The 23,581-nt window shown below is 67.0% G+C and carries 20 protein-coding genes; 5 read left to right on the top strand and 15 right to left on the bottom strand.

Going from position 1 to position 23,581, the window contains the following annotated elements; all coding sequences use genetic code 11:
* Window positions 1–7: 7 nt before the first annotated feature.
* The 8 genes from A8V01_RS11375 to A8V01_RS11410 all read right to left on the bottom strand — a co-directional run bounded on the left by A8V01_RS11375 (window position 8) and on the right by A8V01_RS11410 (window position 10,291).
* Window positions 8–940: a calcium-binding protein gene (locus A8V01_RS11375; protein WP_103095970.1), complete on the bottom strand. Its 933-nt coding sequence runs from the start codon at window positions 938–940 to the stop codon at window positions 8–10.
* Window positions 937–2,175, bottom strand: a complete 1,239-nt coding sequence (locus A8V01_RS11380; protein WP_103095971.1) for a cell wall hydrolase — start codon at window positions 2,173–2,175, stop codon at window positions 937–939. Before A8V01_RS11380 ends, A8V01_RS11375 begins: the two co-directional genes overlap by 4 nt.
* 101 nt (window positions 2,176–2,276) lie before the next feature.
* Window positions 2,277–3,413 carry a polysaccharide pyruvyl transferase family protein gene (locus A8V01_RS11385; protein WP_103095972.1) on the bottom strand — a complete coding sequence of 379 codons (1,137 nt, stop codon included), beginning with the start codon at window positions 3,411–3,413 and terminating at the stop codon, window positions 2,277–2,279.
* Window positions 3,413–4,936, bottom strand: a complete 1,524-nt coding sequence (locus A8V01_RS11390; protein WP_103095973.1) for a glycoside hydrolase — start codon at window positions 4,934–4,936, stop codon at window positions 3,413–3,415. The genes A8V01_RS11385 and A8V01_RS11390 overlap by 1 nt, the downstream gene beginning before the upstream one ends.
* Before the next feature lie 37 nt (window positions 4,937–4,973).
* Window positions 4,974–6,143 (bottom strand): glycosyltransferase, encoded by a 1,170-nt coding sequence (locus A8V01_RS11395; RefSeq protein WP_103095974.1) that lies wholly within the window; start codon window positions 6,141–6,143, stop codon window positions 4,974–4,976.
* Window positions 6,140–8,281, bottom strand: a complete 2,142-nt coding sequence (locus A8V01_RS11400) for a GumC family protein (protein WP_103095975.1) — start codon at window positions 8,279–8,281, stop codon at window positions 6,140–6,142. The genes A8V01_RS11395 and A8V01_RS11400 overlap by 4 nt, the downstream gene beginning before the upstream one ends.
* A gap of 55 nt (window positions 8,282–8,336) precedes the next feature.
* Window positions 8,337–9,674, bottom strand: a complete 1,338-nt coding sequence (locus A8V01_RS11405) for an outer membrane beta-barrel protein (protein ID WP_245892430.1) — start codon at window positions 9,672–9,674, stop codon at window positions 8,337–8,339.
* Window positions 9,668–10,291 (bottom strand): sugar transferase, encoded by a 624-nt coding sequence (locus tag A8V01_RS11410; RefSeq protein ID WP_103095989.1) that lies wholly within the window; start codon window positions 10,289–10,291, stop codon window positions 9,668–9,670. The genes A8V01_RS11405 and A8V01_RS11410 overlap by 7 nt, the downstream gene beginning before the upstream one ends.
* Before the next feature lie 515 nt (window positions 10,292–10,806).
* On the opposite strand from A8V01_RS11410, the gene A8V01_RS11415 reads away from it, so the two are divergent.
* Together A8V01_RS11415 and A8V01_RS11420 are read left to right on the top strand one after the other, a co-directional pair.
* Entirely contained in the window at window positions 10,807–11,454 is a 648-nt protein-coding gene (locus tag A8V01_RS11415; RefSeq protein WP_245892432.1) for a polysaccharide biosynthesis/export family protein, read from the top strand.
* Window positions 11,455–11,735: 281 nt separating this feature from the next.
* Window positions 11,736–12,404 (top strand): LuxR C-terminal-related transcriptional regulator, encoded by a 669-nt coding sequence (locus A8V01_RS11420; protein WP_103095977.1) that lies wholly within the window; start codon window positions 11,736–11,738, stop codon window positions 12,402–12,404.
* Window positions 12,405–12,439: 35 nt separating this feature from the next.
* Here A8V01_RS11420 and flhA read toward each other — a convergent pair whose 3' ends face one another.
* From flhA to A8V01_RS11450, 6 genes are all read right to left on the bottom strand, one after another.
* A complete protein-coding gene (gene flhA, locus A8V01_RS11425; protein ID WP_245892434.1) occupies window positions 12,440–14,554 on the bottom strand; it encodes a flagellar biosynthesis protein FlhA in 2,115 nt (704 codons plus the stop codon).
* A 4-nt stretch (window positions 14,555–14,558) separates the two neighbouring features.
* On the bottom strand, window positions 14,559–15,047 hold the full coding sequence (locus A8V01_RS11430) for a helix-turn-helix domain-containing protein (protein WP_103095991.1): 489 nt from the start codon (window positions 15,045–15,047) through the stop codon (window positions 14,559–14,561).
* Window positions 15,047–15,406 carry a flagellar motor switch protein FliN gene (fliN, locus tag A8V01_RS11435; protein ID WP_103095978.1) on the bottom strand — a complete coding sequence of 120 codons (360 nt, stop codon included), beginning with the start codon at window positions 15,404–15,406 and terminating at the stop codon, window positions 15,047–15,049. The genes A8V01_RS11430 and fliN overlap by 1 nt, the downstream gene beginning before the upstream one ends.
* A gap of 10 nt (window positions 15,407–15,416) precedes the next feature.
* Entirely contained in the window at window positions 15,417–17,003 is a 1,587-nt protein-coding gene (gene fliF, locus A8V01_RS11440) for a flagellar basal-body MS-ring/collar protein FliF (protein ID WP_103095979.1), read from the bottom strand.
* Window positions 17,004–17,134: 131 nt separating this feature from the next.
* Complete coding sequence (locus tag A8V01_RS11445; RefSeq protein WP_245892436.1) at window positions 17,135–17,887, bottom strand: FliH/SctL family protein; 753 nt, start codon at window positions 17,885–17,887, stop codon at window positions 17,135–17,137.
* 1 nt (window position 17,888) lies between these two features.
* Window positions 17,889–18,917, bottom strand: coding sequence for a flagellar motor switch protein FliG (locus A8V01_RS11450; RefSeq protein ID WP_103095980.1), 1,029 nt, complete (start codon window positions 18,915–18,917; stop codon window positions 17,889–17,891).
* 103 nt (window positions 18,918–19,020) lie between these two features.
* On the opposite strand from A8V01_RS11450, the gene A8V01_RS11455 reads away from it, so the two are divergent.
* Window positions 19,021–21,765, top strand: a complete 2,745-nt coding sequence (locus A8V01_RS11455) for an NHL repeat-containing protein (RefSeq protein ID WP_103095981.1) — start codon at window positions 19,021–19,023, stop codon at window positions 21,763–21,765.
* 11 nt (window positions 21,766–21,776) lie between these two features.
* Window positions 21,777–22,202, top strand: a complete 426-nt coding sequence (locus tag A8V01_RS11460) for a flagellar basal body protein (RefSeq protein WP_103095982.1) — start codon at window positions 21,777–21,779, stop codon at window positions 22,200–22,202.
* Window positions 22,203–22,235: 33 nt separating this feature from the next.
* Here A8V01_RS11460 and A8V01_RS11465 read toward each other — a convergent pair whose 3' ends face one another.
* Window positions 22,236–22,499 (bottom strand): Ku family protein, encoded by a 264-nt coding sequence (locus tag A8V01_RS11465; protein WP_103095983.1) that lies wholly within the window; start codon window positions 22,497–22,499, stop codon window positions 22,236–22,238.
* A 141-nt stretch (window positions 22,500–22,640) separates the two neighbouring features.
* On the opposite strand from A8V01_RS11465, the gene A8V01_RS11470 reads away from it, so the two are divergent.
* Window positions 22,641–23,581: helix-turn-helix domain-containing protein (locus A8V01_RS11470; RefSeq protein WP_103095993.1), on the top strand; the 941-nt coding region annotated here is incomplete at its 3' end.

Below are 23,581 nucleotides of genomic sequence, written 5' to 3' on the forward strand. Positions count from 1 at the left end.
GCACCAACTACCCCTTTAGCACGGCGCGGATCGCCGCCACCGCCGGTCGGGGCGTGAAATCGTTGTTGAACAGGCCGAAGTTGGTCATCTCACCCCGCCCCTGCCACGAAAACAGTTCGTAGATGTTGATCGTATGGACGAACGGGCGGGCAAGGGCAGCGCGCACATCCGATGCCAGAAGCCGTGCCTGCTGATCCAGCGTCACCGGAGGCGAAGTGACGTTCGATGCGCCGCCGCCGGTCGTGCGGCCCCATTCGGTGATCACGCCCTGCCGGTGCCCCCCCTGCGCGATCCGGGTCCGAAACCCCGCAAGGCGCGCGGCGGTGTCCGATGCCGGGGCGGGATAGATATGGCTGTTGCCCATGTCGCAGTAGGGGCCCTGCTGTGCCTGCATGAAATCGTTGCTGGCGATGAGCGGCAGCGCGGAGAGCGCGCGGTCGGCCTTGATCGCCTTGTGGAAGTCGCGGATGAAGGCCATCAGCGCGGGGGCGTTGCCGGTGCGAAAGCCAAGGCGCTTGTCCGTGATGCCCTTGTAGGTCACGGGGTTGAGATCGGGTTCGTTGGGATATTCGATCGCCCAGATCGATCCGGGCGCCGCCGCCAGAAATGCCTTCAGATCGCCGATCGTCGTCGGGATCGCCCGGACGGAGAGCGTGAAGCAGAATTTCACGCCCGCGCGGGCAAGCCCCACGTAGGTCGCCCAGCCCGGCGTACCGCGATAGGGTTCGCGGCAGCGCATCCGCCGCACCCCGCCAAGCCGGTTCAGCGCGGGCAGGATATTGGCCAGCTTGTAGGGAGATCCGGTGTCCTGAGGACGCCCCTGCACCATGAACCGGCTGATCGCTCCGCCTTGTGCCAGCGCGGCAGGAGACAGCAGCGGCGCTGCGGCCAGTCCCCCGATCACGGCGCGGCGGGTCAGCGGGAACGGGGCGTCAGTCATGGCGATATGCCCTCTTTCCCGTGGCCCTGCCCCGGCCCCTGAACCGCCAGCAGCCTGCCCAGCGCGGCGGCATCGCGCGGCATGCATTGCCGGGGGTCTGCGCGGACGGTGCGCGCACAGTCCCACAAGGCGATTTCCGCCCGCGCCGCGGCGTTGCGAATGAAGACGAAGGCGGGCCTTTCGCGCAAGGTTGCAGCGGCAGACGTCCAGCCCAGCACCTGGCAATCGGCCTTGCCCGCGCAGCGAGACAGGGCCTCCATCGCCCATCGCCCCGGCGGCGATACGGGATCGAGCGCCAGCACCATCGCCCCCGGCGGCGCGGCCATCCGCGCGGCCGGGACCGCCACGGCGGGCGCGAAAAGTGCGACAGGCGGTGCCCCGTCCGGCTGCGGTGTGCCAAGGGCGAGAGCAGCATCGGCATCGGCATCATGCTCGGCGCCCGATCCCAGAAACGCCACCTGTGTTACCGCCGGTTCGGTGCGGGACAGTTCCGCCGCCGATCTGCCGCGGGCACGCCAGGGGAAACGATAGAATATGTGCGCCCCCACCCGCGCCAGCTTGACCAGCCCCGGTGCCCAGTAAGGGTAGACGTAGTCGGCATGATAATGCGTGGCTTCGCCCACCGTGGGGTCGACCGCCCCATGCAGCGCGGCTGCCGCAAGCGCGCGGGCGCGCTGCCAGGCGGCCTGCCCCGGCCGACGCGCCAGTGCGCCGTCGCAGGTGAAGGTGAACTGGCATCCGGTGCGCAGGTGCGCGCCCTGAAACACCACGCCGCATACGGTAGCCGGATAGATCGGGTGCCGCACCCGGTTGAGCACGACCTGGATGACGGCGCGCTCTCCGGCGGGATCGTCCCCCGCTTCGTACCATGCGGCAGCGGCAAGGCAGGTCTGCGCCCGGTCGAAATCGTCCGCCAACCCGGCAAATCCGAAGGGCCGCCCGGCGCCCGGCAGCGCATCGAGAACGCGGGCGGTATTGATGAGGCGGGCCGCCTGTGCAGATCCTGCCGTGTCGGCCTCTGGCGCGGTAGACCCGAACGGCGGGCGCGCCATGCCGGTAGGGGACGGGGTCCGAGGCGTGCTTCGCGGTGCGAACCGGTCCGGTACGGGCACCGGCAAAGGGGCGGCGTAGGAAGACAGCGCCAGCGCGGCCGTCAGCGCTCCCCCGGCGCGAACCGCACCGGATCGCACACGCGCTGCAAGCCTCTGGGGCAGGAAGAGCCCTTTTCCGGTCACCCGATCGTGATGCCCCTATCCCGCATTGCAGCAAAGCCACCATGGCGGGGCAGAGCGGGGTGCATCGGGCGTAGCCATTTGGGATTAGCCGTGAGCGCAGCCTAAGCGCGGCGCGGCGGTGCTGGCGGCGCGATCAGGTTGCGGGTTGCGCGCGATGCCATGTCGTGACGCCGGGCGGTGCGCGCCTCTGCATCGAAACCCAGCGCCTGCGCCACCAGATCGGCAGCCTGCGCAGCCTCTCCGGGCTGAGCGACGGGGATCGCGAATTCCCCCGCGACGACCCGCACTTTGCTGGTGCCGTCTCCGATCCCCAGCACCGGAGCGCCAGCGATCACCGCGAAAATCAGCGAATGCAGGCGATTGGTCAGTACCAGTCCCGCCTGCCGATAAAGCCGCGTCAGTACCGCCAGTTCAAAGCTGTCGACGATGCGCGGGGCGCTGGCGGACCATCGCGCCGCGATCCGTGCCGCTGCCGCCCGGTCCATGCTTTCGCGCGGATCGTGGCAGGCGATCGCCAGCCGTGCCCCCGGCAGGGCGGCCAGCGCCGCCGCGATCATCGCGTCAAGCAGGGCCGTGTCCAGCACCCGCCCTTCGCCCGCATCGTCGCAAGGGGCCACCACCACCCAGCGCCGCCGGTCCCCTGCCTCGTCGCCCGCGCCCTCTTCCTCTCCGGGGTCGTCTCCCGCAAGGGGGCTGACGGTGGGAAAGAACACCATGTCCGCCGTGACCGCCACGGCCTTGCCCGGCAGCAGCGCTGCAAGGTTGAGCTTCGAGATATCGTCGCGCACGTTCACTATCGCGCAGCGGCGCAGGACCGCGCGCCACAGGAACCGGCGCAGCGGCGAACGGATGACGCTGACACCCAGCCCGCGCGTGGTCACCGTGCCGCCGCCAAGAACGGCGGCCAGCGCGGCCAGCGCCAGTCCGGCCAGCGACGCCGCAGAGACGTTGTCGCGCACGATCTGCCCGCCGCCCAGCACCAGTTCCGCCCCCCAGACGCGGCGCGCGAAAGCCACGATCTGCTTGCCGGGGACCAGCGTTCCGCCTGCCTCCTCCACCTGCCGCTCGATCGCTTCGGGCAGGCCGGCCCAGCGCCGCACCGCGCCGCCGCGCCCTTGCGTCAGGGCAAGGTTCTGCAAGGTCAGCTTGAGATCGCCCAGATTGTGAAGGTCACCGGCCACGAAGACCTGCGGCCGCCGGGCCGGGGCGGAACGGGCGGGAGCGGAACGGGCCGGCATCAGGTCGGCCAGCCTGCCGCCGATGCGCCTGCCGCCCCCCCCGCCGATGCCCCTGCCGGCGCGTCCGAGATGCGGCGGCTTACCACCAGCGACAGGTCGGGCCGGATGAGCGGGCGCGGCAGCATCCGGTAAAGCGCCATGGCCGCGCCCGCGAAGATCGCGAAGTTCACCCCCGGATGGCTGTTGGGCGAAGATATCGCGGCAGGCACAAGGATAAGGGGCGCGGTGACCGCGCAGGCTTCCATCACTGCCCTGACGGCATCGCGCGGACGCTCCCTTGCCGGTCCGGCAGACCCTTCCATGCCCTGCGGACCTGCGGGCGAGCGCCAGATCACGCTGACCACGTTGAACAGATATATCCCGAAGGTGACGATGCCCACGACGCCCATCGTGCCCAGGATCGCCATGAACAGGCTGGACGAACGGAAACTGCCCGGACCCACGCCCAGCCCGCCCGATGCGGTGAAGGCGGTCAGCCCCTGCATCGCCCAGAACAGGCGCTGCTGCCCGGAATCGCTGTTGCCCTTCTCCACCGTCATGTGCAGCACCATGTCGCCGATCCTTGCGACCCCGCCCGGCACCAGCGCCAGCCCGATCGCGGCGATCACCACGATCGCGAAGACGGTGATCCCCGCCTGCCGCAGCCGCACCGGCTCGGCGCTGGCGGGAAAGGCCAGCGCCCGGATCGCGAAGAACGCGCCGTACGAGCCAAGGCCGACGTAGGCCGTGCTTGACGTGCTGAAGAACAGCACCGCTCCCACTGCCAGCGCCGCCGCCCCGGTATGCCGCGCCCAGACCGAGCGATACCAGCATTCGCAGTTGAACACGAACCAGGCGAGCGCGAAGGACGCCCAGCCCGATGCTTCGGGAAAGAACCCGTCCACGCGGCTGAACCCCTGATAGGACTGGTCCAGCTGGGCATAGGAGCCGTTGCGGAACAGGGCGAAGAAGCCTTCCACCGGCGTGCCCTTGGTCTGCGAGGCGATCACCCCGCTCAGCGCATGGACCCAGGCGATGGCCACGCTGCCTTTCACCAGCGCCTCTATCCCGCCCGTCACCCGCACCGCTGCATACGTGCCCAGCGTCGCCAGCAGCGCGCCCAGCATGTAGACCGCAGCGGTGATGTTCTGCGCGGTCGGCCTGAGGGGGACGGTGTCGAACAGGTTGCGCGCATTGTCGAAGCGCATGGGCGCCACTTCTATGTGTCCGGCGAAAAGCCGCGGCGCGATGAAGGCGGCGGCAAGGCCGTAAAGCGTGAAAAGCACGAGCGCGAAACTGTCGCGGATGCCCTGTGTCAGCAGGCCGAACTGCCCGCCGCTGGGCATCAGGATGCGCAGGTAAAGGAAGATCAGCGCGAACTGGATCGGCGGGATCGAACTGTTGCCCAGCGCCGGGACGGACAGCGCCGCAGAGCCGCCGAACAGCCCCGATGCCATCACGAACACCAGCATGGCGGGCAGCGACCGGAACAGCAGCATGAAACCGATGGCCAGTTGCAGCAGGCCGACGAACGTGAAGCTCAACGTCGTTCCCCCTTCATTGGTGCCTTCAGGCAGAGCTTCAGGACGGCGCGCCTGCCGCAGTGGCGCGGCGGACCGCCGCCAGCATCTTGCGGTCGAAATGCTCGGGCGAAAACAGGTTGGACTGCTCGATCGCGCGGCGCGAATCGAATTCGGGAAGCCAGCGTTCGAACCGTTCCAGCCCGTCGACCAGCGATTCCGCGCTCTGCCGGTCGAAGAACAGGCCCGTCTCGCCGGGGACCACGCTGTCCAGTACCCCGCCCCGGCCATAGGCCAGCACCGGGCGGCCCGATGCCATGGCTTCGACCGGGACGATGCCGAAATCCTCCTCTGCCGTGAACACCAGCCCGCGCGCGCGCGCATAGGCTTCGCGCAGTTCGTTGAAGTTCAGGCGCGGGACGAAACGGATGTTCGGCCCCGCCGTCTTCTGCAGGCGGGCCAGCATCGCGCCTTCGCCCACCATGAGCAGCGGCAGGCCGGTATGGTTGAACGCTTCCACCGCAAGATCAGGCCGCTTGTAGGGCACCATCTGCCCCACCCACAGATAGCGTTCGTCCACGTCGAGGCTGGGGGTGAACATGCGCGTATCGACCGGCGGGTGGATCACTTCGGCCTCGCGCCGCCAGAACTTGCGGACGCGCTCGCGGATGAAGCTGCTGTTGGCGACGACGGTGTCCACCCGTGCGCTGGAGGCGATGTCCCACTGCCGCATCCGGTGGTAGATCAGCGGCATCGCCGCACGGGCCACGGGGTTCGCATCGCGCCGGTAGAGGTGGTAGTGATCCCACAGATACCGCATCGGTGAATGGCAGTAGCACAAGTGATGCGCGTGGGGGCTGGTGATCACCCCCTTGGCCGGGCCGCTTTCGCTGCTGATGACCAGATCGTATCCCGACAGATCCAGCTGTTCGAGCGCCATCGGCATCAGCGGCAGATAATACTGATAGAACCGCCGCGCGAAGGGCAGGCCGTTGATCCACGTCGTCGTCACGCGGGACTTGCGGATGGCTTCGGACATGCGGGCGGGATCGTAGACATGGGTGAACACGTCCGCGCCGGGGAACAGCGCCAGCAGCCGCTCCAGAACCCGCTCTCCCCCGCGCATGCCGACCAGCCAGTAATGGACGATGGCCACGCGCGGCTCGCTCATGCGCCCGTGACGGCCCGCCGCGACATGTTCCGCGCCTGCCGATGGCAGCACCGGGATCATGCGTAATAGCCTTTGTACTGTCGGTAGAAATAGGCGGGGTCGGTATGACCGAACAGCCGCTGGCGGCGCACGTCGATGCGGTTGATGGTAACCCCCACCACGTTCACGCTTTCGCGCGGCAGCAGGTTCAGCGCCGACCGGGCCGCGCCCCGCATCGTCTTGCGCCAGCGGACCACCAGCACGGTCGCATCGGCCAGCCTTGCCATCGTGCGGCCAGACGCGATCGGCAGGACCGGCGGCAGGTCCATCACGACATGGGTGAAGCAGGCGCGCAGTTCGTCGATCAGGCGGGCGAACGTCTCGCCGGTCAGCAGGCTGTCGGGTTCGATGTCGGACGGCATGACGGGCAGCACGCACAGCCCCGATTCCCCGGTCACCAGCGCATCGGCCAGCGAGACTTTGCCTTCCAGCACCTCGATCAGTCCGGGATGTTCGGCGGGCAGGCGCAGCAGCTTGCTGACACCCCGGCCCCGCAGGTCGCAATCCACCAGGATCGTCCGCTCTCCGCAAAGCGCCAGCGTCTGGGCAAGGCACGATGCGATCGTCGTCTTGCCTTCCTTGGGCAGGGCCGAAGTCACCGCGATGACTTGCGCGGGGCCATAGACCGCCTGCTCGATCGACGTGCGCAGCGAGCGGAACGATTCGGCGAAGGCAGAGCGCGGTTCCTCGGTGATCGCGGGCACTTCGCGCCGCGCCCGGCTGACCGAGCCGAGCAGCGGGATGGAACCCAGGAACCGGCTGCCCAGCCCGTATTGCACTTCCTCTGCCGTGGTCACGCCGCGGAACAGCGCTTCGGCGATGTAGGCCGCCGCAAGGCCCGCCCCCAGCCCGATCACCAGCGCCAGCACCATGTTCATCGGCACGTTGGGCGAACTGGGCAGCAGCGGCACTTCGGCCAGCGACAGCACGCGCGCATTGGGCTGCTGGGTGCCGTCCTGCGCCATCAGCTGCCGGTAGCTGTTGAGATAGCTTTCATACATCGCCTGCGATGAAAGGGCGGTGCGCTCCAGCTCGTCCAGCCCGACCATCGCCGCGTTGTTGCGCGCCAGATCGCCGCGCGCCGCGCCAAGGCTGGCGCTGAGCGAGGCGAGCCGCTGGCTGGCCACGTCGCGCTGCATTTCAAGGTTGGAGACGATCCGGCTGACCTCCTTGCCGATATCGCGGCGCACTTCGGCCAGTTCGCTTTTCGCGCGCTGAAGCTGGGGATGGTTCGCGCCGTAGCGTGCCTCAAGGTTCGCCACTTCGCCGCCGACCTGCGATTCGCGCGCGCGCAGGCCGCCGATGACGCCGGAGCCCAGCGCCTCGCCCAGATCCTCGCCCGAGGAACCCGAATTGAGCTGCGCCCGCGCCGTGGCCAGACGCGCCTCGCTTTCGGCGGCGACCGCGCGGGCGCGGGTTACTTCCTGATTGTAGCTGGAAATCTCCTGCTCGGTCAGCGACGCGCCCGACGTGCTGAGCAGGCCGTTGGCGATGCGGTAGCGTTGCAGACGCTCGGTATCGGCATGGGCCTGTTCGCGCAGCTGCTGCAGGCGCGGCGCCACGAGCTGCGCGGTATCGCGGGTGCTTTCGCGCGCGGCCTCGACTTCGACCTGCGTGAACTGCTGCGCGTACATGTTGGCGATCTTCGCCGCATCCTGCCCGCTATCGGCCTGAAAGACGATGTCGAGCGCATAGCTTTCGCCGCTGCGCACAGCCGAGACATGGCGCTGGTAGCCCGAAACGATATCGGCCTGTTCCTGCGGGGTCCTGCCCTCCAGCACGCCCAGCGCCTGCGCCACGCGTTGCGCCAGCATCCGCGACTTCAGCGTTTCCACCTGCGTATCGACATAAGAACTGCTTGGCGCGGGGCCTGCCTGCCGAACCGCGCCGGCCGCCGGATTCTGTCCTTCCGGCGGGGTGACGAGGCTGACGGTGGCCTCGGCGGTGTAGACGGTGGGCATGGAATAGGAGATCGCCGCTCCGATCAGCAGGGCGGCGCCCGTCACCATCGCGATCAGCCCGGCCCGCCTGCGGAAGAAGGCCATCGAGCCGCTCAGGTCAATGCGCTCCATGCCCGAAGGCATGAGCATCTGCCCCGGCGCATAGGCCATGTCGCGCGGGTCAGGCGCGGCGCTGATTATCTGGCTTGAACTGTTCATCGTCTGCTCCTGCCGGTGGCGGGTGGGAGGCACCGCCCGTTAGGGTGCGCGCGGCTCAAATGGCGATCCGCGCACCGATCCGGGCTGCGAAGCCGTCGTATTCTCGTGGTGTCACGCCGGAGCCGCGCTGATGCCGGCCGCTCAGTCCGGCAAAGGCGGCGACATTGGGGGTCAGCTTGTGACTGACCGTGAATTCGCCCTGCAGGCGCGTTTCGCGCCGGTCGAAGCCGTTGTAATCGTTGTTGAGGAAGCCAACCTCCAGCCCCACCAGGGTACGGCTGCCGACGGCCAGCGAACCGCTGGCGACAAGGCTCGATTGCAGGATCGTGGCCCCCAGTGCCAGCGGGCTGCGTTCCACCGTGCGCGCGCCATCAAGTTCAAGCCGCGCGCGCGGGGTCGGCGTCCAGCTGAACTTGACCCGGTAATCGACGGCGCTGACATCGGGCCGCTGCGGATCGCGGATGTTCTGCTTCACATAGCCCACCCCCGCCTCCATCGAGACAAGGTCGGTGATCCGGTAGGTAACCCCGCCAAGCACCGAGAAACCCCGCGAATTGCGCTCCCGGCCCAGATCGTAGACAAGCCGCGTGCCCACCGCGCGGACGAAGACGCCCAGCTTGGTGGAGCGCCGGTATTCCACCTGCACCGCCATGCTGTCGCGCCGCACGTCGCGGAAGGACTGGTCCACCCGCACGCCCGATTGCAGGGCATCGCGGTAGTCCACCTTCTGCGTACCGATGCTTGCCTGCCATTCGATCACGCCGCCGGTCTGCGCGATCCGCGCGCTCACGTTCTTGTCGATGAAGGCCACGGGACGGTCGGTGAAGAACTGGTCCCCATAGGTGCCGCGCCGCTCGATCCGCCGGGCGATCCCGGAATCGAGGGTCAGCGTGATCCGCTCCGCGAAGTCCAGGCGGGTTGATCCGGCCAGCGACCACTGCCTGCTGTTTTCCTGAGGCGTATCGAAATAGCGGCGCGCTTCGGCGCGCGCGTCGAGCCGCAGCGAATGGCGCGGCAGGTCGGTCTGCAGCGCCAGCGCCGGGCGGACCACGGCCACGCCGTCGCTCACCTTGTCCGGGCGGTTGTAGATGTTGTCGTCATAGCGCAAGTCGAAGTTGACGCGCGGCAGGGCGATGACGGAACCAAGCCGGATGCCCTTCGGCTCAAGCCCTTCGACCAGCGTTTCGGGCATTTCCACCGGATGGTCCTGCGCGCGGGCAAGTTCGGGAACCAGAAGCGGCAGCAGCGGGCCGGACAGCCACAGGGCGCAGATGCGCCGGGCCCGTCGCCCTGCTCGCTGCCCCGCTCGCTGCCCCGCTCGCTGCCGTCGTCTTCCTCCTGGATGTGCCTGCCGGACCGTGCTGCTAATCATCGCCTCAAGGCCGATCAGCATGAACCACGCCCCAGGACCACCGCGGGGATCGTGGCGAAGAGGATCCGGGCATCGAAAGTCAGAGTGCGGGCCCGGATATACGTCACGTCGGCGGCAACCCGGCGGCGGTACGTCACGCTGCTGCGCCCGGAAACCTGCCACAGCCCGGTCAGCCCCGGCCGCACCGCGTAATAGTGATGGATGTAGCGGCCATAGCGCGGCACTTCCGCCTCCACGATCGGGCGCGGGCCCACGATGCTCATGTCGCCGCGCAGCACGTTCACCAGCTGGGGCAGCTCATCAAGGCTGGTCAGCCGCAGGTAGCGCCCAAGCCGGGTTATGCGCGGATCGCGCGGCAGCTTGTGATCGCGTTCCCACAGCGCCCGAAGCGCCGCATCCTCGCGCAGCATCGCGCCCAGCACCTGCTGCGCATCGACCCGCATCGAACGGAACTTGAGGCAGCGGAACATGCGCCCGTTACGGCCCACGCGCCGCTGCGCAAAGATCACCGGCCCGCGATCGTCCAGCCACACCGCCATGGCGATCAGGATGAGGACGGGCAGGAACAGCACCAGCAACGCCAGCGACAGTGCGATATCGATCGGGCGCGAAAGGACATTCTCCGGCGGCGCGATCATCTGCCAGCGATCCCAGCGGGACCGGGTGCCGGGCACGACCGGACGTACAGGGCCTGCAAGGGCCGGGAATCTCTGAGTGGCGGGCGACCGGGCGGCAAGAGCCTGCTGCCCGGCCGACGTCAGCGCAGCGGGGCCGCGATCCTTTGGCGTGGCAAAGAATAGCCGGCGCTCATGCAGTTGTTCGTGATGCGAATAGGAAAATGGAGACGTCCGTTTCCAATCCCGCAAGTCAATCGAGGCTCCATGCATTGAACACCCCCCTGTATGACGACCGGAAGCAAGTTGAACGTCTTGCGACGCCCGCAAATGCATCCGGCCTTACGAGAGGATTTCACTTCATCAGACTGACCTAGGCAACAAATCATAAGCATTATCACCTAGTACCCCTTTTGGACTAGCCCGGCGGCGATCCCAAATTTCCAGCACACCCTTAGAGGTATGGATCACGCTACACAGTAGGGTAGGATTGCTGCATGGTCCCGCGCTTGCGCAGGACGTCTCAAGGGAGGGCGATCTTGATCCGCACCAGCGTCATTCGTTTCCTTAACGGATTACCCGAATATCGCCGTCAGACCCGGCGGCTCGTCTCGCCGGCCGGGGCGCTCTCCCTCTCCCTTTCCGTGTCGCTGCTGACGGGCGGATGCGCTTCGCAGGATTACCCCTTCGTCGATGTGGCACAGGCCAATGCGCGGGCCGAACAAGGCCCCCGGCTCGACGCGGGAGACAAGCTGCGCATCGTCGTTTTCGATGAGCCGTCCCTCACCGGCGAATACGAAGTGGCGACATCCGGCGCGGTGACCCTGCCGCTGATTTCAGACGTGCCCGCATCGGGCAGCACCACCGGGCAGGTCGCCGATGCGATCACGGGAAAGCTTGCTCAGGGCGGCTACGTCCTCAACCCGCGCGTCGCGGTCGATATCGTGTCCTACCGTCCGTTCTACATCCTGGGCGAAGTCGGCAAGCCGGGCGAATACACTTACGCGGGTGAACTGTCGCTGCTGCAGGCTGTCGCCAAGGCCGGGGGCTTCACCGCCCGCGCCAACAAGGGGACGATCGTGGTCATGCGCAAGAGCTGGGGTGGCGGGCGCCGCGTCAACGTGGGCGATCCGGCGTTGCTGGTGATGCCGGGCGATACCATCACCGTCAGTGAATCGATGATGTGAGCATCGATTCATCCCGAAAAAGATACTATCTGCCGCATATACAATGAGTACGATAAGATATCACCATTGTAAGTAAGCAAAGTTAGTATACCTACTCATTAATAGCAAGATAGCATCTGTGCGCAAGGTTGCATAGCAAGGCGCAATGATAATTTGCTAGTATTTTTATTATTACTAACAATTATTATTTTTCGGGCCGCCTCACTTATTCTCATTTCGACTGGATCGAAGCCGGTAGACGCTGCGTAAAGCGTTCTGCCGGGAGCCGAAAGGGGTGCCCGTTGGCAATTTCCGTTTCCATCATCAATCCCAGCACCATCGGCCGCGAGGGGCTGAGGCGCATCGTTTCGGATGGGGGCATCGCGGTGATGGCCACCGCCGCAAGCGCTGCGGAGCTGACCGAACTGCCCATGCGCGACGATCATCTCGTGCTCATCGACATGCCGCGCATCGAAGACCAGCTTGATGCCCTGCATCAGCTTGCGGACCGCGATTTCCATCAGGCGCTGGTTCTGGCGGACAAGTTCGATCTGGGCGTCATGCTGACCTGCTTCGAACACGGCGCGCGGGGCTATACGGTCAAGGATATGCCGTGCGACACGCTGATCGCCCTGCTGCGTCTGGCCGCGCTGGGCCACAGGATCATGCCGCCCGACGTTGCCGACATGCTCCGGCGCGAAAACCTGGGCGCCATCGCGCACGAACGGGTCGATGGCCCGCCCGCGCAAGGGACCAACCTGTCCCAGCGCGAAAACGATGTGCTGTCATGCCTGATGGCCGGCTATTCGAACAAGCACATCGCCCGCAAGCTGCGCGTCACCGAGGCTACGGTGAAAGTTCACGTCAAGGCGATCCTGCGCAAGCTGAACGTGGCCAACCGCACCCAGGCCGCCATGTGGGCCACCGCCCGCGCCAGAACCGGCGCGCAGCACTGTTCCGACCTTGGCTAGAGCGCTGCCTCTTCCGGCAGGGCCAAACCACTACCCTATCCGATCGCGCCCAGACTGCGCAGGCGCGCGCGCGGGTGGATCTCGTTCTGCGAAAGCACGACCGTGGCGGGCCGAACGCGTTCGATGATCGATCGCACGAAGGGGCGCAGGCTGGGGCTGGTCAGAAGGCAGGGGATTTCGCCCTGCGCGGCAAGCCGGTCATAGGTTTCCCGCACCGAACCGATGAACGCCTGCAACTGCGACGGCGCCATGGCAAGGTGCCGGTCATCGCCCTGCCCGATGATCGCTTCGGAAAACGCCTCGTCCCACGCGGGGCCAAGCGCAACGATCGGGATCGTGCCGTCCAGCGTGTGCTGCGCCGATATCTGGCGGGCAAGGCGCGAACGCACATGCTCGGTCACTTGCGTAAGGTTGGTGGTGATCGCGCTGGCTTCTGCCACGCCTTCGAGGATGGTGGGCATGTCGCGGATGGAGACGCCCTCGGCCAGCAGGTTCTGCAGCACCCGCTGCACGCCCGAAACCGAGATGCGCGAAGGCACGATATCGGCGATCAGCTTGGCCGAATCCTTGTGGACTTCATCCAGCAACTTCTGCGTTTCGGAGTAGGAAAGCAGGTCGGCGATGTTGTCCTTGACGATCTCGGTCAGGTGGGTGGTGACCACGGTGCCGCAATCCACCACCGTCAGGCCCCGGAAGCCCGCTTCCTGCCGCAGTTCGCGGTCGATCCACTGGGCGGGCAGCTTGAACACGGGTTCCTGCGTGGCCTCGCCCGAAAGGCCCGTTTCGCCCCCGCCCGCATTGATCACCAGCAGCTTGCCGATGCGCAGTTCGCCGCGCGCGGTTTCCGTCTCCTTGACGTAGACGACGTATTCGTTCGCCTGCAGCGCCATGTTGTCGATGATGCGCACCGAAGGCAGCACGAAGCCGTAATCGATCGCCATCTGGCGGCGCAGCGCGCGCACCTGATCGTCAAGGCGCGGCTCGGCGCTAGCATCGTTGATCAGGGGCAGCAGGCCATAGCCCAGCTCGATCCGCAGCGCGTCGATGGCAAGGGTGCGCGCGATCGGTTCTTCGGCCTGCGCCGCGCTCTGCCGGGCCTGTGCGGCGGCTTCCTCCACGCGGGCGGCGGCGGCCTGCCCTTCGGCCTTCTTCGTCATCGTCCACGCCAGCCATCCGCAGCCCGCGCCCAGCAGCGCGAAGGGCAGGAACGGCAGCCCCGGCATCAGCGCCAGCATTCCCATCAACGCGCCCGCAATGCCGAACGCCTTGGGATAGCGGCCAAGCTGATCGCCCAGCGCCGCGCCGGTCTTGCCCACGACGCCGCCCTTGGACACCAGCAGGCCCGCCGCCGTCGACACGATCAGCGCCGGAATCTGGCTGACGAGGCCGTCGCCCACCGTCAGGATGGTGTAGGTGGTGAACGCCTGCCCGAACGGGACGCCGTGGATCGCCACGCCCACGATCAGGCCGACGACGATATTGATCGCGGTGATCAGCAGCGCCGCCACCGCATCGCCCTTCACGAACTTCGAGGCACCGTCCATGGCGCCGTAGAAGCCGCTTTCCTGCTCGATCTCGGACCGGCGCGCGCGGGCGACATCTTCGGTGATGGTCCCGGCGTTGAGGTCGGCGTCGATCGCCATCTGCTTGCCGGGCATCGCATCGAGGCTGAAACGCGCCGCCACTTCGGCGATGCGGCCCGCGCCCTTGGTGATCACCACGAAGTTGATGACGATCAGGATCGCGAAGATCGTCAGGCCGATGACGGTCTGCCCGCCCATCAGGAATTCACCAAAGGCCGCGATCACGCCGCCTGCCGCATCGTGCCCTTCATGCCCGTGGCCCAGGATCAGGCGGGTCGAGGCCAGGTTCAGGCCAAGCCGCAGCATCGTGGTGATCAGCAGGATCGTCGGGAAGCTGGAAAGCTGCAGCGGCTTTTCGATGAACAGCGCCGTCATCAGGATGAGGACGGATGCCGTGATCGACAGCGCCAGCCCCATGTCGAGCATCCACGCCGGCATCGGCAGGATGAGCATGGCGATGATCGCCCCCACGCCCAGCGCCAGCGCCAGATCGCGCCCCGGCCCAAGGCGGGTGAGGAACTGCGTGACCTGCGGCGGGATCGGGGACTTCGTGGGCGCGGTGGCCATGGGTTCAGGCCGCCGGTTGCGCGCCGGCCGCCATTTCCGCCCGCACCACGCCGGCAAGTGCCGGCGGCACCGCCATCCCGTTCGCCTGGAACGAGCGCAGCTTGTTGCGCATGGTGCGCACGGAAATGCCCAGCATCGCCGCCGCCGCGCTGCGGTTGCCGCCGCAGTGGCGCAGGGTCTGCAGGATCAGTTCACGCTCCACATCGGCGATGTTCTGCCCGACAAGACCGGAAACGGAAGCGGTCACCGAACCGTCGGCCGAGAGTTGAGACCGTCCGCCGCGCAGCCGCGCCAGCACGTCCTTGAGGTTCACCGCAAGATCCACGACGACGACGTCGGCTTCCGGTCCGGTCCAGCCATCGAAGGCGGCGGGCGCGGATTCCACGCCGATGCGGGTGGCGCAGCCACGTACCATCTCGTTGGCAAGGCCCACCGCGTCGCCCAGTTCGCCCACCAGCATCAGCCGGGTAGCATCATGATCGCGCGCCGTCATCATCCCTCCTTGCGGACGATTTCGGTCAGCGTGACGCCCAGCGTGGCATCGATCAGCACCACTTCGCCGCGCGCGATGATGCGGTTGTTGACGAAGATGTCCACCGGCTCGCCCACCCGGCGGTCCAGTTCCACCACCATGCCGGGTTTCAGCCGCAACAGGTCGCCGATATCCATCTTTGACCGGCCCAGCACCGCCTGCACCTTAACCGGCACGTCGAACACGGCCTGCAGGTCGTCGGGCGTCGGCGGGGTGGAGGGGCGCGGCGGCAGCGCGGTTTCGCCGGTCAGGACCGGGGCCGGTTCCTCAGGCAGGTGCGCCGGGGTCAGCTGGTGCCGGGGATCGAGCGGGTCGCTCATCGGATACCTTTCACGTGTTCATCCACTGGCGGATGACGGAGGCGGATTCCGCCGGGTTGGAAGCGATGGTGTCGCCGATGCGCTTGATCGCGGACAGCTTCACCCGCCCGTCGACATGGGCCAGCGCCACTTCCTGATCGAGCAGCGGCATGTCCTGTGCCGCATCGTCCATCGGCTCAAGCTGCGCGGTGGAAACATTGCCCGCGTTCTGGCGGCGGTCCTCGCCCTCAGGCAAGTCACCAGTCGGCGGCGGCAGCAGCGCGGGCGCGTTCGGGCGGCGCAGCATGCGGATCGCAAAGAGGACGATGCCGCCCACCAGCACGATCTTGAGCACATCGAGGATGCGATCGACGGTCAGGCCGAACGGCAGCCCGCCGTCGATGCCGTCCACGTCCTGCGCGGCGAAGGGCATGTTCTCCACCACCACGCTGTCGCCCCGCTCGCTGTCGAAGCCGACGGCGTTCTCGACAAGGCGCTGCAGGCGGTCGAGCTGCGGCTGCGGCAGGCCCTTTTCGCCGCCGTCCACCATCACCGCCACGGTCAGGCGCTTGACCTGCCCCGGCGTGCGCACGGCCACTTTCTGGACGCGGCTGTTCTGGTAGGTGGTGTCTTCGGAAGTCTCGTTCTGCGCGGCGTTGCGGCTGTCGCCATTGGCGCCGTTCTGCGCGACGGCGGCGTTCTCGGGCAGCTGCGTGGCCACGGTCGCGCCTTGCGCGCCGGGGGTCTTTTCGGTGCTCTGGTTGCTCGATTCGACGCTGACCTGATGCTGGATCACCTGCTTGTCGGGATCGAACGTCTCGGATTCCTCGCGCACCTGATCACGTTCGAGCACGGCGGCCACTTCGGCGCGGACCTTGCCGTGGCCCACGATGGGTTCCACCATCGTCTCGATCTGGTCGCGCAGGCGGGCCTCGACGGCGGCCTGCCGCTCCTCGATGTTGCCCGCGCTGCCTTCGCCCTCACCCGCGCGGGCCAGCAATGCGCCGGTCTGGTCGACCACCGACACCGCTTCGGGCGAAAGATCGGGCACGGCCGAGGACACGAGGTAACGGATCGCCTGCACCGCTTCGGCGGGAAGGCGCCCGGTGGTCTTGACCGTCACCGATGCGCTGGCCTTGCGCGGCTCCGTCTCGAACATCGCGCGTTCGGGCATGACGACATGGACGCGCGCGCGGCTGACCCGGTCGAGGCTTTCGATGGAGCGGGTCAGCTCCCCCTCGATCGCGCGAGTCTCGTTCAGCTTCGCGCGGGAAGAGGAGATGCCGAAAGGCTCCTCCTGATCGAGCACGTCATAGCCGATCTTGCCGCCCAGCTGCTCAGACGCCATCGCCATGCGCAGTTCGGGCAGCTTGTCCACCGGCGCCATGATCGCGGTGCCGTCGGCCGAAAGCTGGAAGGGCACGCCCTGCCCCTTCAGCTTCTCGGTAATCGTAGAGGCAGCGGAAGGGTCAAGATCGGTGTAGAGATAGCCCATCGCGCTGTCGGGCGTGCGCATGGCCATCCAGCCCAGCCCCAGCAGCAGCGCCAGCGCGACGCCGCCCATCATCGCGGCGCGGCGCACGCCTATCTGCCCGATGAAATTGCGCAACGCTTCCAAGTCCGGCCTTCCGACATCTCGGCGCCACCCCAGTCGCGGCCCCCGAGGGCATTATAGGATGATGCTAGGCAAGACTTGCCGGGATGGGGAAAATTCTCTCAGGCCCGCACCGCCGCCCTAGGGTCAGGACCCTAAATCAGCACCCCTGCCAGTTCGGCCATCACTGCCGCGCGGCGGGCCTGGGCGTCGACGTTGAGGCCGCCGGAACTCCATTCGATGCGGGCATCGCCTTCGGGCACTTGCGGGTCTTCCACCACGGTGATCGCCAACGGGCGGCCGCATTTCGCCTCGCGCGCTTCGATGAGGACGGCCACTTCCTCGCGCATGTCGGGGTTGGCGCGCACGATCAGTGCGGTGCCCTGCGTCACCTGATCCAGCGCGCGGGCAAGGGCTTCGTCCACGGCGCGGGCCGGGGTGGCCTCGATCGCATGGCCGGCCAGCATCTCGGCGGCGTGGAGCGCCAGCGCCCCCGCTTCCCCCGTCAGGCGGCGAGTGACAGTGTCGATCTGCGCCTCCACCCCGTCGAGCGCGGCGTGCAGCGCATCGGTGGCGGCCAGCAGGGCTTCGCCGCGCTCGCCGCGGGCCTGCGCAGCCCCTGCCTCGAACCCGTCGGCGCGGGCGCGGGCAAGTTCGGCCTGATGATCAGCCTGAAGGCGCGCGATATGCCCTTCCAGTTCCGCGATCCGATCACGCAGCGCTTCGGGCCGCACCTCTGCGGCGGACGTGGCGTGCGGTTGGCCGGACACAGGTTCACCGGGCACAGGTTCGCCCGGCATAGCCGCCAGCGGCGTCTCGACAGGGTGGAAGAACACCCGGTCGAAGCCGAAAGGTTGTATCGTCGCTGCGCCTTCCACACTCACCTCTGCCGGCACCTCTGCAGGCACATCAATAGATCATCGCATCGTCGCTCTTGGGATCGGCGAGCATGATTTCGCCGCGTTCGCCCAGATCCTTGGCCAGCGTGACGAGGTTGCCCTGTGCCGCTTCGCATTCGCGCGCGCGCACCGGACCCATCGCGGCCATGTCGTCGCGCATCAGCTTGGCGGCGCGCTCCGTCATCGCGCCGAAGAACAGGCGGCGCATATCCTCGGGCGCGCCCTTGAGCGCCAGCGCCAGTTCGCGCTTGTTGCAGTTGCGCACGATGACCTGGATCGCGCTGGGCAGCAGGTTCGCCAGATCCTCGAAGGTGAACATCAGCGCGCGGATGCGTTCCGCCTCTTCGGGCGCCTTCTGGTCGAGCGCGCCCAGCATCGCCTCTTCGGTAGAGCGGTCGAGCGCGTTGAACAGTTCGGCCATCGCCTCGTGCGGGTCGCGCCGCTGCGAGCGGGACAGGTTGGTCATGAATTCGGTCTTGAGCGTCTGCTCGACCTGCACGATCACGTCCTTCTGCACGGTTTCGGTCTTGAGCATGCGCATCACGACCTCGGTGCCGAAATCGCGCGGCAGCGCCGCCAGCACGCGCGCGGAATGATCGGGCTTGAGCTTCTGAAGGATCACCGCGACGGTCTGCGGGTGCTCGCTCTTGAGGTAGCCGGCCAGCACGCCTTCGCTGACGTTCGACAGCTTGTCCCACATCGTCCGGCCCGAAGGCCCCCGGATGTCCTCCATGATATCCTTGACGCGTTCGGGCGAAAGCACGCCTTCCAGCAGCCGCTCGGTCGTTTCATAGGAGCCGTGCAGCGTGGTGATCGACGACACTTCCCCCGCGAACTGCCCCAGCAGGTATTCGACGACGACAGCGGGCACCCGGCCGAGCGAGGCGATCGAGGAGGACAGCTCCCTGATCTCGTCGTCGTTCAGCTGTTGCCAGATGGGAATGCCGTGCTCCTGGCCGAGCGCCAGCAGCAGCGCGGCAGCGCGCTGGGTGCCCGAATATTTCTTGAGCTCCGGCGGCTCACCCACCGCGGTCATCATGTTCACTGCGAGATTCCTTGAAAAATGCGCAATTTCATCCGATCGCGAAGTCTTCCTTCTATTTATAGGAGGGACACCCGCGCAACCGGATCACGAGGCACAATTGACGATAAGTCTGAATAATGGGTTGATCGGCCTGTCGGTTCTGGGAGGAACGACGGCCTACTCATCCTATCTCAGTGCCGCCGCCTCGGCAGAGAGCCCTGCGGTGATCGCGGCGAAGAAGGCCTTCACCACGCCCGAGACGACCGCGCCCTGGCTGGACGCGCTGGGCACCGATACGGCCACCACCGCGCAGGTTGCCGCGGTCAAGCGGCTATCGTCGATCATCGATACCAAGACCGACAGTTCACTGGAGGATCTGCCCGATATCCAGACTGCCTTCACGGCATACAAAGCACTGGAAAACCTGCGTATTCTGGCACAGGCGGGCACCTCCAAGACGATATCCGACACCGAACGCGCATCGCTGGACAAGGCGTTTTCCAAGGGCCTTGCAGAGCTTCAGGGCTTTTTGGGCACGGCCGATACCGACCTTCTGGAGATCGCCTTCGACTCCGTCACCAGCAGCACCCGGTCCTTGGGGGTGGAGGCGCGCTATGCCTCCGACCCGGTCGCCGGGGCCGGGGTGACGGCCACCCGCGCCGCGCCCGTCGAGGGGCTGAGCGGCAATGAAATTTTTCAGCTTACCCTGACGCGCGGCACCACCAGCGAAGTCGTCAGCGTCGATCTTTCGCAAACGGATACGCAACCGCCCACGCTCGATTCGGTCGCCGCCGCGCTCAATGCCGCGATCGGCGCGAAGATCGCCACCGACGCCGCCGGCAACCCGGTGCTCGATGCCGATGGCAACACCACCTCGCAGTGGAAATCGCATTTCACGGTGGAGAAGACCGACGGCCAGTGGGGCCTTGTCTTCACCCCCTCGGGCACCGAGAAAGTCTCGATCGATCAGGTCGCGGCGGGCGATGCGCTGATGGTGGCCAGCGGCGACACGACCACGATATCGGGCACGAAATCGCCCACGTCCGCCAATGTCTATCGCATAGAAGACCTGGCCGGGTCGCTGACCTGGGAGCGGCTGAGCAAGATCAACGGGATCGACACCACCGGCACCGCGCGGGCAGAGGCCGTTGCGCTGGCCACCGCCAAGGCCACCAAGACCGATCTTGACGAAGACGCCGACTACACCGTCCTTGCCCCCAGCAGCGCCAACGGCATCGTCACCGATGCGGATGGCTACAGCTACATCGTGGGCAGCACCTCGGGCGATCTGGGCAAGCAGGTGGGCGACGGCGCGGACGACCTGTTCCTGACCAAAGTGGACAGCGAAGGCACCGTGATCTGGCAGCGCAACCTTGGCGCGGCGGGCTCTGCATCCGGCGCGGCGGTAACGATCGCGCCGAACGGGGAGATCGTAGTTGCGGGCACCGTTTCGGGCGCCTTCAACGGCAGCGACGACAGCCAGACCGACCTCCTCGTCAGCCGCTTCAACGCGAAGGGAGAGGAACTTTCCAGCACCGCGATCCGGCAGGTCGGCAATGAAACCGCCAGCGCGGTGACGGTGGGCAACGACGGGTCGATCTACATCGCCGGGCGCGCCTCCAGCGGGGGCGGGGACGCGGTGATCGTGCGGCTCGACGCGGCGGGCAAGATGCAGGAGCGGCGCATCATCGATAGCGGCGGATCGGATTCCATCTCGGCCCTTGCCATCGACGGGGACGGCAACCTGCTGGCGCTGACCAGCGAACAGGGCGTCGCCACGCTGCGCCGGATCGATGCCGCATCGCTGGGCACGGACCTGGGATCGGTGGCGCTGGGCACCGCATCGGCAAAGGCGATCGCGGTATCCAACACGGGGCAGATCGCCATCGTCGGATCGACCACGACGGCGATCGGCGGCGCGCAGGCCAATGCCCTGAGCGGCGGGATGGACGCCTTCGTGACGCTGGTGGAGCCCGACTTCTCCGCCACGACCACAAGCTACATCGGCACCGCCAGCGCCGATCAGGCAGACAGCGTCGCCTATCTGGGCGGCGTGCTCTATGTCGGCGGGCGCACGGCGGGCACGCTGGGAGAGGCGAAGACAGGCACCGTCGACGGCTTCGTGGCGCGGATCGATCCGGCGACGGGGTCGGTGCAGACGGTGTCGCAATGGGGCAGCCGCAGCGCCACGGTAGAGCCGGTGCGCATCGCCGCCGTTGCGGGCGGGGCAACCGGCGCGCTGGGGGCGCTGGGCCTGCATCGCGGCGTGCTCAACCAGCAGACCACCGGGGATCTGATCACCGAAACCTCGCTGCGGGTAGGCGATACCTTCAAGATCAGCGTCGATGGAGAGGCCGCGCGCACCGTCACCATCGAAAAGGGCGAGACGATGACCAGCCTTGCCGCCAAGATCCGCAAGATCACCGGCACCGACGCCACCATCGCCACCCCCTTCACCAACGACGCGTCCAGCCTGCGGATCGACGTGAAGGCCGGGCACACGCTGGAGCTGATCGCGGGCGCGGACGGCAGCGATGCGCTTTCCAAGCTGGGGCTCGATCCGATCCGTCTGGTGCCCTCCAGGGTGCTGGACCCCAAGGCCGCGAAAGTGACGCCGGGGGGCCGCTTCAACCTGGGCCTTTCCGATGGACTGACGCTGAGCGCCGCCGCCACGGCCACCACCGCGCTGGGCAAGATCAAGGATGCGCTTTCCATGATCCAGTCGGCCTATCGTTCGCTTTACTGGGATGCGGGCAAGGCGGCGGTCGTCGACGGTACGCTGGCGACGGGCACCGGCAGCGCCTACCAGCAATCGCGCCTCGCCAGCTATCAGGCCGCGCTTTCGCGCCTTTCGGGTTCATAAGGAACGCCCCCATGTCCACGCTTCCCCCCCTGTTCGACGGCATGGGCCGCGCCATGAAGTCCATGGCCGAACGCCAGCGCGTGATCGCCGAGAACGTCGCCAATTCCGAAACGCCCGGCTACAAGGCGCGCACGGTGGAGGCGCCGGACTTTTCCGCGCTGGTCGACGGCCAGCTGGGCGCACAGGGTACGCCCCACGTCGCCCGGCCGCATGTGGAACTGTCCAGCGGGATGACCGCGCTGGGCGCCAGCGCCCCGCAGGCGGGCGGGCGCATCGTGCTCGATGGCAACACCAGCGAAACCAAGCCCGATGGCAACAACGTGACGCTGGAAGACCAGCTGCTTTCGCTGGGGCAGGTGCAGCAGGACTATGCGGCGATGACCAGCCTCTACCGCAAACAGATGGCGCTGATGAAGACGGCGGTGGGCAAGGGGTAAGACTGGAGGGCCAGGCCTTTTCGATCCTCCAATTTAAAGGATGATGGCCGCAAAGGCCCCGTCGCATAAAAAATTCGCGCCGCTCATCCCGGATTCAGCATCCATTTCGGACATTGCAGCGTTGTGACGCAAAGCCGCAAACTTGCGGGATTGCACGGTCTCATCCGGGTTTTTCGGAAGGGGAGTCTTGGAATTGCGCAAGAAATGCGAAATTTTAAGGATATCGCAAGAGGGTAGAGGCCAGATCGCAAGTTCCGCTGCAACAACGGCGGTCGTGAAAAAGACCCGATTCGGCATGTCCGGCGGTTATACGGATTGACCGGGAATGCCGGGCATGAAAAGTCGAGGCTTCCTCGCAACGGAAACAAGATCTGCATGAACGACAAGTCGCCCGGAATGCATCAACGGGCCGATACACAACAAGTAACGGAGGCGGCGATGACGACGATCGATTACCATCGCGCGCTTGTATTCCCCAATCGTATCCGCAAGTTCCGCAAGCAACTCAATATCGGTTCGCTGCTGGAATTGTCGGAACGCCTTCCGGGAATAACCTATATCCGCCTCTCCAAGATCGAACGCGGGGAAATCTTTGCGCGGGCCGACGAACTGCGTGATCTGGGCCGCGCGCTGGGGGTGGACCCGGTGGACCTGCTGATCGACGTGGATGCCCCCGGTTTCGATATCGCCGCCTGGGCCGAACCGCTGCACGGCCCCGCCCCGGCCGACCCTGAAGCGGAACTTGGCGCGGTACTGCTGGCCGCCGCCCTGCGCGCGCGGCGCGGGGGCGATCCGGCGCTGACGATCGCGGTGCTGGAAAGCGAATACGGCATCGCCCCGGTCGTGCTGTCCCGCATCGAAAACGCGCTCAAGCCGCTGGACCGCTGGAACGAGGATGTGCGCGCCGCCCTGCGCCGCCTGTTCGGCGCGGCGACTGACGGCGCGCTTGTCGCCCACATCGAAGCGCTGAACGCTGCGGGCGCTCTGGATGCGGTGCTGCCGCTGGTGGCCAACCCCGAAATCCGCCTGGCCAAATCACGCACGCGCATCGCCGCGCTGAAGGACGAACTGACCGGCCGCCAGCCCGAAGCCCCGGCACCTGCCGCCGCCGGCGCCACCACCGCCACCGGCGCCGTGGCAAGCGACAGAACTCAGGCCATGCCCGCTGCTTCGACTACGGCTGCGGCTGCGGCTGCGGCTCCTGCTTCGGCCATCCCGCCTGCCCTTGCCGCCCTGCGCCTTCTTCCCGTTATCGGCACCCCCCTGCCCAATGGCCTGATCGCGCCCACGCCCACCGGGGCGCAAGTCGAAGCCCCGCGCAGCGCCGGGCCGCGCGCCTATGGCCTGCGCCTTGGCCGCCCGACGCTGGGCGCCGGGCT

The organism is Novosphingobium guangzhouense, from assembly GCF_002896965.1.
GTDB lineage: Bacteria > Pseudomonadota > Alphaproteobacteria > Sphingomonadales > Sphingomonadaceae > Novosphingobium > Novosphingobium guangzhouense.